This is a genomic window from Sporosarcina sp. ZBG7A (assembly GCF_000813425.1).
Classification (GTDB): Bacteria; Bacillota; Bacilli; order Bacillales_A; family Planococcaceae; genus Sporosarcina.
On record NZ_JWIB01000058.1, the window covers coordinates 1 to 9,965 of the forward strand.

A 9,965-nucleotide genomic window follows, 5' to 3' on the forward strand; every position below is an offset into this window, starting at 1 on the left:
CAAATCACTATGTCAGTCTACCCCGTTCTGTTTTTTTATGCAGGACAACAAAATCACACTGCTTTTTCTTTCTTAATCTGCTTACTACGTAACTGTCCACAAGCCGCATCAATATCGGTACCTTGCTCCATACGTACACCGCAGTTAATGCCCTTCTTCTTAAGCGTTTCATAGAACTTCTTAATATTCGCAGTCTCACTTCTCGTATACTGGTCATGCTCATCCACCGGATTATAAGGTATCAAGTTAACATATGACAAGTGACGTTTGTTATAGAGCAATTTTGCAAGTTGCTCTGCTTCAGCGACATGGTCGTTCACATCATTCAACAAGATGTACTCGAATGTGATTCGACGATTTGTTGTTTCTAAGTAATAGTCAATGGCATCCATCAATTTTTCAATCGGGTAAGCCCGATTAATTTTCATGATCCGTGTACGCAACTCATTATTCGGTGCATGCAACGAAACCGCCAAGTTGATTTGGATGTTTTCATTGGCAAAGTCACGGATTTTTGGAGTTAGACCACTAGTAGACACGGTAATATGACGTGCACCAATCATTAAGCCCTTCTGGTCGTTGACAACTCGTAAGAAGTTCATCAAGTTATCGTAGTTATCAAATGGTTCGCCGATACCCATGACTACGATATGACTTACACGCTCCTCATTGCCTTTCATATCCAAGTGATGCTGTACGTTCATGATTTGCTCAACGATTTCTCCTGAGTTCAAATCACGGTTCTTCTTCAACAATCCACTTGCGCAGAAGCTACACCCGATGTTACAGCCCACTTGAGTTGTTACACAGACTGAATGACCATATGGGAACTTCATCAATACAGTTTCAATGAGGTTTCCATCTTGCATTTTAAATAGAAACTTAATTGTACCGTCTTCAGATTCTTGTTTAACTTCCTGCACAAGTGACTGAATAACATAGTTTTCTTCCAGAAGTTCCACACAGTCACTATTAATGTTTTTCATCTCTGAAAACTGTGTAACCCGCTTTTTATATAACCAATCCCATACTTGTGCCGCACGGAATTTCTTTTGTCCGTTTTCTATAAGCCAATCCGTAAGTTGTTCAAATGTTAGACCATATATTGATTTTTTCATTAGACATCCTCATTTCAGATAATGCATTTCATCCGTCCATTGTACAGGATTGTTTAATAAGACACAACAGCTATGCAAGATAATGGACCTAGTTGAAAAAAACAGATTTCTACTTAATCATGCGTCGATGATGGAATCCAAGCAATTAATCAAGTCCATAAAGAACAGCGAAGACGTCAGACATGCAGAATTCAATCCTTTTTGATTTTTCTTGTCCTTAATAGTTCAGTAACAACGATCCCTATAATGACGTAGGCGACTATCCACCACATATATTGCCCTTCAGTTAGTGGTGGTGTGAACTGGTTGAGAATGACTGCAAGTAGAACCCCGATCACTAAAAATGGCATGCGAAACAGTAGTTTTTTCTTCATAACAACCACCCTTCTTTTTACACGATAATTATCTCTTCCTTTTAAGTTATTTTCTAAACGACGTTGTACTCTCCATCCTACTATAAAAGAAAAAAACAGCGCTCTATATTAGAGCTGCTGTTAGTCACTTATTTTGATTAACTTTCTTCTCGATTCTTAGCTTCGCAATGAATGCCACAATATTTAGCAATGCGACTACGACTAAAAGAATAGCGACGCCTGTATGACCATCTGCATATCGATTCCACGCAAAATAACCAAGTAAGACTGCAAACACGATATCTACTGTTTTAGAGTTAAATAGTTTCATCATCCCTTAACCCTTCTTGACGAATTCAGACTTGAGTTTCATCGGGCCGAATCCTGTAATTTTACAGTCAATGTTATGGTCTCCGTCTACAAGACGAATTCCTTTTACTTTCGTGCCTATCTTCAAAACAGATGAACTGCCTTTTACTTTCAAGTCTTTGATGACGGTTACGGTATCTCCATCTTGTAATGGATTTCCATTCGCATCTTTGACATCCAATTGTTCTGTTTGAACGAGTTCTTCTCCCGCTGTCCACTCATACGCACACTCTGGACATACTAACTGCAATCCATCTTCATACGTATATGGTGATCCACATTGCGGACAATTTGGTAATTGCTCTGTCATCCTAATTCCCCCATTCTCTATCTGACTCCACTATACCAAACAAAAGGAGTCTCGGGAGAACTATTTCAGACGGCAATGTGTCGATCTCAATCAGTCCACGCACTGACTAAGTCAAACAACTGTTGAAAGAACTTTCCCATTTCATCATCCGAACCTATTGTTACACGGAGCCATTCTTCAGTCTCTGGCTTGGAAAAATGACGAACAAGGATTTGTTTATCCTTTAAGCTTTTATGGAGTTGTTTAGCAGGAATATCTGGATGATGGACGAATAAGAAATTCGCAGTAGAAGGCAAAACTTTGAACCCTACAGATTCGAACACTTTTCTCGATTGTTCACGTGTACGAATTATTGCTTGAACTGTCGAGTGAAAATAGTCCGGATCCTTAACAGAAGCAACACCAGCAGCTAGCGCTAACTGATCAATTGTGTAGGAATTGAACGAGTTTTTAATACGATTCAGTGCTTCAATTATCGTTGTGGAGCCAATTGCATAACCGATTCGAAGTCCTGCTAACGAACGAGATTTTGACATTGTACGGGTAATCAGCAAGTTGTCGAATCGCTCGATTAAAGGAATCGCTGTTTTTCCGCCAAAATCGATATAGGCTTCATCTATAATCACGGTCCGTCCCTGATTGTCGCTAACAATCCTTTCAAGCGCTTCAAGCGGCAAGGCAATCCCTGTAGGTGCATTCGGATTCGGAAAGATTACTCCCCCTTCTGACTTATAAAAAGCTTCTGCATTCAAAGCAAAGTCTTCCTGAAGAGGAATGGGTTCATATGGAATATTAAAGAGTGCTGCGTATGTTGGATAAAACGAATAGGTGATCGCAGGGAATCTAATCGTTTTGTCTGGTGTAAAGAACGCCATGAACGAAAATGCCAGTACTTCATCCGATCCATTTCCGATGAATACTTGATCCGCAGACACGTCATGCAAGTCAGCAAGAGCGACTCGAAGCTTTTCTGGATCGGACTCGGGATATTTACGCAGATCCGATGTGAGTGCATGTTGCAATGCTTCAAACACCATCGGACTTGGCCGATAAGGATTTTCATTGGTGTTTAACTTAATCCAACCTTCTCCATTCGCTTGTTCGCCTGGTGTGTAAGGCTCAGTTCTTCGGACCATGTCGCTCCATAGCTCATTCACTGACTTCCCTCCTCCTCCATTCTCCGAGACTTCAATACAGATTTTACATCTTCAATCGAAAGACCTAATTCTTCCATCAAAACAAGAATGTGATAGGTCAAATCCGCAAGTTCGTTCGCCGTTTCATTCAAATCATTGTTCTTAGCACCAATTACTACTTCTGTTGTTTCCTCTCCTACTTTTTTCAAGATTTTATCGATTCCTTCACGGAAGAGATAGGTTGTATACGCACCTTCTTTAGGGTTGTTTTTTCTATTCTGTATTTGCTTCGCAACTTGTTGAATGATGGTTCTTCTGTTTCGGATGTCTTCAGAATCTTCTCTAGAAAAGCACGAGTCGGTTCCTAAATGACAAGCGGGTCCCTGTGCTTCAACTTGGACTAAAATCGTGTCTTGATCGCAATCGATATCCAGCTGTTTCACAATTTGCCGATTGCCAGACGTTGCTCCTTTGTTCCATAGCTCTTTTCGCGACCGACTATAAAACCAGGTTTCCCCCGTATCCATCGTCTTCTGAAGAGATTCTTCATTCATGTACCCAAGCATTAGGACTGTGCCAGTCTGCGCGTCTTGAATGATAGCGGGAACTAAGCCTTCACTGTTATAACGGATATTTTCACCGTTCACTTGAAACACCCCTCGCCGCTCCCTTCAAATCAGATAGCGATACGATATCAAAGTGCAAGATGGATGCAACTAATGCTGATTGTGCCTGAGTTTGTTCAAACACATCACGGATGTGCTCTGCACTGCCTGCTCCCCCGCTTGCAACAACTGGAATCGATACAGAATCTGCCACAAGCTTAGTAAGTTCAAGGTTATAGCCATTTCTCATCCCGTCTTCATCGATACAGTTTAGTACAATCTCTCCAGCACCCAGCTGAGCTCCTTTTTTCGCCCATTCGAGTGCATCTATTCTCGTATCTTCCATACCTGCTTTTGCAAATACGGTCCATTGTCCAGATTCAGATTGACTCGCATCCATGGACAATATGATTCTGCTGGAACCATAACGTTCAGATGCTTCACGAAGTAAATCAGGATTCTTCAAGGCTCCACTATTAATAGATACTTTGTCCGCTCCAGCTTCAATTGCCAGTTCCACATCCGAAAGTGTTTGAATCCCACCGCCAACGATGAAAGGAATTTCAATGCTTTCACCAATTTGGCGAATCAAATCTAAAAACATGCCACGTTGTTGAACGGAAGCAGAGATATCATAAAATACTAATTCATCCGCACCTTCCGCTTCATATTTTTTTGCGAGTTCTAGTGGATCCGCAAGCTCTTTTACATCTTGAAACTTCTTCCCTTTTACCACGCGTTTATTGTCAATATCTAAGCACGCAATTATTTTTCGTTTTGTCATTTATAGGACCTCCATCATTTTTCGGAATCGTGTTTCGTTTTCATAAATTGCTTTTCCAACAATGGCTCCATATAGGGATTCTTGCTGTAGTTTCTCAATATCTCCAACAGTCGTAACTCCACCTGAGGCGATGATATCCATTTTCGTTTCGTTCTGTAAGTTTTGAAGTTCTTCAAAATTAGGTCCAGCGAGCATCCCATCTTTCGCGATGTCTGTATAGATAATAGTTTGTACACCCACTTGCTCTAATTTTTTAACTAATGAAGAGACATCCGTCTTTGCGTCTTCTGTCCATCCGGCGATTGTCGGAATTCCATTTTTAGCATCAATTGAAACAGCGATTTGTTTACCGAATCTAGTAATCGCTTGTTGCAGCATTGTAGGATTATTAATAGCGGAAGTTCCGAGAATGACACGTTCAACACTATTTGTTAAATAATCTTCAATGGCTTCAATGGAACGAATCCCACCACCGACTTGAACTGGTAGTTGTACGGAGTTTACAAGCTCAATAATTGCATCACGGTTGATGGATTTCCCTGTTTTCGCACCATCCAAATCTACGACGTGGAGCCATGTTGCACCCTGTGCATGCCACTGCTTACCAATTTCGATTGGGGAATCATGATAGACCGTCTCCTTATTGAAATCCCCTTGCACTAACCGAACACATTTCCCATTTTGAATATCAATCGCTGGAAATAAGATCATTACCGCTCTCTCCTTTCATCTATTCGTTACAAACTACCTTTTGTCGATGGAATTCCTTGTCGGTCATTTTTTGCAACTGCAATACGTATTGCGCGGCCAAATCCTTTGAAGATGGATTCTAAAATATGATGACTGTTTTTTCCGTACTGTAAATTGATATGTAGCGTCACACCCGCATGGCGAGTAAATGCTAGAAAGAACTCTTCAGCTAGTTCAGTATCGAACACCCCTATTTTTTCTTTTAAGCCTGGTACATTGTAAACAAGAAACGACCGTCCGCTAATATCTAGAGATACTGTAGCTAAGGCTTCATCCATGGGAACTGTTTCAGATGCATAGCGTTCAATACTCTCTTTGGTCCCAAGTGCTTCTTTAAATGCTGCTCCTAGAGCAATTCCAACATCCTCCACACTATGATGTTGGTCAGTTTCTAGATCCCCCTTACACGTTATTTGCAAGTCTAGGCCACCGTGCATAGTCGCAAGAACGAGCATGTGATCGAGAAACCCAACTCCTGTATCGATGTCACTCTTTCCTGCCCCATCTAACGCTAACTTCATTCTGATATCTGTTTCAGCGGTTTTCCGTTCAATTGTCGAAGTCCTCATTCTGATTCCTCCTGTGTCCGAACTCGAATGGCTTGTGCATGGCCATTAAGTTGCTCGGTTTTTGCAAGTTCGATAATTGCATCAGAGACTTGTTCAAGTGCTTCCTTCTTATAGCGGATAATGCTCGTCTTTTTCATGAAATCATACACACCTAAAGGCGATGAGAATTTTGCAGTTCCACTCGTCGGCAGCGTATGATTCGGTCCTGCCATATAATCGCCCAGTGCTTCCGGTGAGTAAGCTCCGATAAAAATAGCACCTGCATTTTCAATATCATTCAGTCTGTTCTCAGGATTGGCTGTCATAATTTCTAAATGCTCAGGTGCGAGTTCATTTATAATGTCAATCGCTTCGTTTTCAGATTCGACAACCGCAATCCAGCCATTTGCTTGGATAGACTTTTTGGCGATATCCATTCTATCCATAAGTTCCAATTGCCGATAGACTTCTATAGATAGTGCTTCAGCTATCTGTATAGAAGGTACTAAACAACACGCCGATGCGTCTTCATCGTGTTCAGCTTGAGCTAATAAATCCGCAGCGACAAATTTAAGATTTGAATGTTTGTCTGCCCATATACAAACTTCACTCGGACCTGCAATCATATCGATGGATACATCACCAAACACGAGCTTCTTCGCAATGGCCACATAAGCATTTCCTGGACCTGTAATTTTGAGTACGGGTTGGATTGACTCCGTACCGTATGCTAGCGCTGCAATCGCTTGTGCTCCTCCAACCTTGTAAATCTCATCGACTCCGCATAGATCCGCAGCAACTAAAACTGCCGCATTAACGGATCCATTGGCTTGCGGCGGAGTGGTGAGAACGAGCCGCTTCACACCTGCTATTTTTGCAGGAACTGCGTTCATCAAAACTGTAGATGGATACGATGCTTTCCCTCCAGGAATGTATATCCCCGCAGATGCGAGTGGACGAACTTGCTGTCCAAGATAGACCCCTTCTTCGGGTTCAATACGCCAGCTTTCCTCTTTCTGCTGTTCATGAAAACGTTGAATGCGTTCTTTTGCGTCTTTCATTGCCTGAAGTAATGAAGAGGAAACTTTTTGATAAGCATCCAAAATCTCTTGTTTTGACACTTGGAGTGTTTGTATCGTAACCCCGTCAAACCGTTCAGTTAGCGCTAGCAGTTCAGCATCTTGAAATTGTTTGACGCGGTGGATTATTGTTCTAACTGTTTCTTCAACGGACAAAGCGGACGTCCGGCGGGCCATCCTCTGGGTGATTTGGTCACGCGTTGTGATAATCTGCACGTCGTTCGTCCACTCCCTTCTTCAAAAGTTCAATACACGTTTTAACTTCTGCTGTTTTCGTTGCATAACTGGCTTTATTCACGATGACACGCGTACTCACTTTTGCGATTTCACGTAAGACAACCAAACCGTTATCTCTTAGTGTCGAGCCCGTTTCGACGATATCGACAATGACGTCTGATAGGCCAGCAATCGGTGCAAGTTCAATCGATCCATTCAAACGGCTGATTTCTGTCCGAATTCCTGCTTGATCGAAATAGGTTTTTGCAATCGCGGGATATTTAGTGGCAACAGAAAGTGATTTCGTATCTGCAGGGAAACTATCGGGGAACCCAGCAACCACTAGCTGACATTTACCGAATGCTAAATCTTGCAGCTCATAGACGTCTTTGCCATCTTCCATAATCGTATCTTTCCCAACGATTCCAATATCAGCTGCACCTTTTTCCACGTAAGTCGGAACATCTGCTGCTTTGACAAACAATAGTTGGTAATCCCCACTTATACTCGTAATGACCAATTTCCGTTCATCGTACAGCGTATCGGGGAAAGCGACCCCTCCTTCAGACAAAAGCTCTCTCGCTTTTTCTGCAATTCTACCTTTAGCGACTGCGATTTTCATTGGCACCATAATCTTTCATCTCCCGCCTTAATCCCAGTATTTTTTAGCTAAAAAAATCGCTTCCACATCAAAGGCGAATCCAACCGCTGGTAATTGTGCATTAAACTTTCGGCTTACCTCATCATATCGACCACCCATTAGCAGTGGCTTTCCGATAGCGTTACTGAATCCTTGAAATTGGATTCCTGAATAATAGTCCATGTCGTTGACCATACCGAGGTCGATTGTCACGTGATTTTCATAGCCTGATTCAACGATTAGTTCATACACAGCTTCCATATGCTGCATAATAGCAGTCATTTGATGGTTCATAGAATACTCTCGAAACCGCTTGAAAACAGATGGTGCATCCCCATATGAAAAAACAGTTTCAAGAAGCCATTCTCTAATTGTTTCATCCGTATTATTTTGCTTAAGAAAATCAGCTAGCCCACTGCTGTTTTTCATTTGAATAAAAGATTTCACTTGCAGCTGTTCCTCTGCAGTCAATAGAAGAATCCGATTCAGTTCAGATAGAATTCCCGCATGACCAAGTTCAATTTTAAAATCATTTAGTCCTAATTCAGTGAGTGCCCGACAGGCGAGGACAATCACTTCTGCGTCATTTTCAGCGGATTGGTTACTAAATAACTCAATTCCTGCTTGCCTGCGTTCAGTTGGAATCGTTAAATCATCCGTCTGACGGAACACAGATTGTATATACCAGCAACGAATTTCTTTATCTAAGTTTTTATAGGACGATGCAAGTTCTCGCATTAGCGGAATTGTCACGTCTGGCCGCAATACTAAAATGTCTCCAGTATGGTCGATTAACTTCAGAAGACTTTTGCGACTTTGAGTGGTTTGGAGGGATTCATATGTTTCGTAACTCTCTAAAACTGGTAAATTGACTTCACGATATCCGTTCGGTGAAAAGGAATCCCAAAAGACTTCTCGTAATTCGCACTCCTCTTCAGCCGATTGAAATAAATTTCTCAAACAACCACCTCTTTCACTTTATCACTTTACTACGATGAAGTTATCTAGTACTATAAATAGATAATTAAGAAATGTCAATCAAAAAGGAGTTTGATATAAATGTTTGATTATCATATGCATACCTCATTTTCAGCCGATTGTGACGCACCTCCAGAGGAAATGGTTCGTGCTGCTATTCAAAAAGGACTTACTGAAATTTGTTTTACAGATCATGTGGACTATGAATATCCTGATAAAAATTTTATCTTCGATTTTAATCAACAAACCTACAAAGAGGCAATTGCACAATTACAAGACCGTTACGGAAGTGAAATTCAAGTGAAGCGTGGTGTGGAAATTGGAGTTCAGCCTCATCTACTTGATAAGTACACAAAGCTAATTCAAGAAGAGGAGTTCGACTTTGTTATTTGTTCGCTTCATACTGTTAAAAAACAAGATTTACACTTTGGAGCTATTTTTGAGAATCGAACGATTGATGATTCATATGATGCCTATTATCAGGAGTTGCTTCGTTGTATACGTAAGTTTGATACCTACAGTGTTTTGGGCCACGTGGATCTCATAAAACGATACGCTCAAAAAGCACCTTCACAGGATTTTCATGAGTGCTTGAAAGAAATCTTTTCTGAAATCATTCCTCGTGGGAAAGGGATAGAGATTAATACGTCCGGTGTGCGCTATGGGCTATCCACTGCCATGCCGAGCACGGATATCCTTGAACTGTACAAATCCTGTGGAGGTGAAATCTTAACAATCGGTTCCGATGCACACAGACCGACCGATGTTGGTTTCGACATTCGAAAGAGTTTGCAACTCGCTTCACATATCGGATTCCGCTTCATTGCGACATATGAGAAAGGAGAACCTCAATTCCATTCAATTGAACATTTGCTTCGTTAAATAGAAAAGGACCTTCCAAACTTTACACAAAAGGGTTGGGAATCGAATTGATTTCTTTCCATTCCTTTTGTCTTTTTGCAACGTTAAATCTGAAAAGGAAGAATAACTGGCCGTTGATCTCCGTTCCGGACGGGCGCTTTCCGGGGGCTTGCCCTCAGCCTCCTCGTCGCTTCGCTTCTGCGGGGTCTTCAAAACAC

Annotated in this window: 14 protein-coding genes; 1 reads left to right on the forward strand and 13 read right to left on the reverse strand. The window is 41.5% G+C overall.

Going from position 1 to position 9,965, the window contains the following annotated elements:
• Positions 1-53 precede the first annotated feature (53 nt).
• The 12 genes from rlmN to RL70_RS16245 all read right to left on the reverse strand — a co-directional run bounded on the left by rlmN (position 54) and on the right by RL70_RS16245 (position 8,868).
• Positions 54-1,118, reverse strand: a complete 1,065-nt coding sequence (gene rlmN, locus RL70_RS16190; protein ID WP_039044434.1) for a 23S rRNA (adenine(2503)-C(2))-methyltransferase RlmN — start codon at positions 1,116-1,118, stop codon at positions 54-56.
• Between the two features lie 191 nt (positions 1,119-1,309).
• Positions 1,310-1,492: a hypothetical protein gene (locus RL70_RS16195; protein WP_039044435.1), complete on the reverse strand. Its 183-nt coding sequence runs from the start codon at positions 1,490-1,492 to the stop codon at positions 1,310-1,312.
• A 124-nt stretch (positions 1,493-1,616) separates the two neighbouring features.
• Positions 1,617-1,805: a hypothetical protein gene (locus RL70_RS16200; protein WP_039044436.1), complete on the reverse strand. Its 189-nt coding sequence runs from the start codon at positions 1,803-1,805 to the stop codon at positions 1,617-1,619.
• Between the two features lie 3 nt (positions 1,806-1,808).
• Positions 1,809-2,150: a zinc ribbon domain-containing protein YjdM gene (locus tag RL70_RS16205; RefSeq protein WP_039044437.1), complete on the reverse strand. Its 342-nt coding sequence runs from the start codon at positions 2,148-2,150 to the stop codon at positions 1,809-1,811.
• An 86-nt stretch (positions 2,151-2,236) separates the two neighbouring features.
• Entirely contained in the window at positions 2,237-3,307 is a 1,071-nt protein-coding gene (gene hisC / locus RL70_RS16210) for a histidinol-phosphate transaminase (RefSeq protein ID WP_039044438.1), read from the reverse strand.
• Complete coding sequence (hisIE, locus tag RL70_RS16215) at positions 3,304-3,942, reverse strand: bifunctional phosphoribosyl-AMP cyclohydrolase/phosphoribosyl-ATP diphosphatase HisIE (RefSeq protein ID WP_369795253.1); 639 nt, start codon at positions 3,940-3,942, stop codon at positions 3,304-3,306. The genes hisC and hisIE overlap by 4 nt, the downstream gene beginning before the upstream one ends.
• Positions 3,923-4,675 (reverse strand): imidazole glycerol phosphate synthase subunit HisF, encoded by a 753-nt coding sequence (gene hisF, locus RL70_RS16220; protein WP_039044440.1) that lies wholly within the window; start codon positions 4,673-4,675, stop codon positions 3,923-3,925. The genes hisIE and hisF overlap by 20 nt, the downstream gene beginning before the upstream one ends.
• Positions 4,676-5,386 (reverse strand): 1-(5-phosphoribosyl)-5-[(5-phosphoribosylamino)methylideneamino]imidazole-4-carboxamide isomerase, encoded by a 711-nt coding sequence (hisA, locus tag RL70_RS16225; protein ID WP_039044441.1) that lies wholly within the window; start codon positions 5,384-5,386, stop codon positions 4,676-4,678.
• A 26-nt stretch (positions 5,387-5,412) separates the two neighbouring features.
• Positions 5,413-5,994, reverse strand: a complete 582-nt coding sequence (gene hisB / locus RL70_RS16230) for an imidazoleglycerol-phosphate dehydratase HisB (protein WP_039044442.1) — start codon at positions 5,992-5,994, stop codon at positions 5,413-5,415.
• Positions 5,991-7,268, reverse strand: a complete 1,278-nt coding sequence (hisD, locus tag RL70_RS16235; RefSeq protein ID WP_039044443.1) for a histidinol dehydrogenase — start codon at positions 7,266-7,268, stop codon at positions 5,991-5,993. The genes hisB and hisD overlap by 4 nt, the downstream gene beginning before the upstream one ends.
• Complete coding sequence (gene hisG / locus RL70_RS16240) at positions 7,246-7,899, reverse strand: ATP phosphoribosyltransferase (protein ID WP_039044444.1); 654 nt, start codon at positions 7,897-7,899, stop codon at positions 7,246-7,248. The genes hisD and hisG overlap by 23 nt, the downstream gene beginning before the upstream one ends.
• A gap of 18 nt (positions 7,900-7,917) precedes the next feature.
• On the reverse strand, positions 7,918-8,868 hold the full coding sequence (locus tag RL70_RS16245; RefSeq protein ID WP_039044445.1) for an ATP phosphoribosyltransferase regulatory subunit: 951 nt from the start codon (positions 8,866-8,868) through the stop codon (positions 7,918-7,920).
• A gap of 99 nt (positions 8,869-8,967) precedes the next feature.
• Between RL70_RS16245 and RL70_RS16250 the strand changes: the two genes are divergently transcribed.
• Positions 8,968-9,768, forward strand: a complete 801-nt coding sequence (locus tag RL70_RS16250) for a histidinol-phosphatase HisJ family protein (RefSeq protein ID WP_039044446.1) — start codon at positions 8,968-8,970, stop codon at positions 9,766-9,768.
• Here the strand turns inward: RL70_RS16250 and RL70_RS18260 are convergent.
• A partial coding sequence (locus RL70_RS18260) for a hypothetical protein (protein ID WP_231567293.1) occupies positions 9,745-9,965 on the reverse strand: 221 nt, incomplete at its 5' end. The two genes, RL70_RS16250 and RL70_RS18260, sit on opposite strands and share 24 nt — an antisense overlap.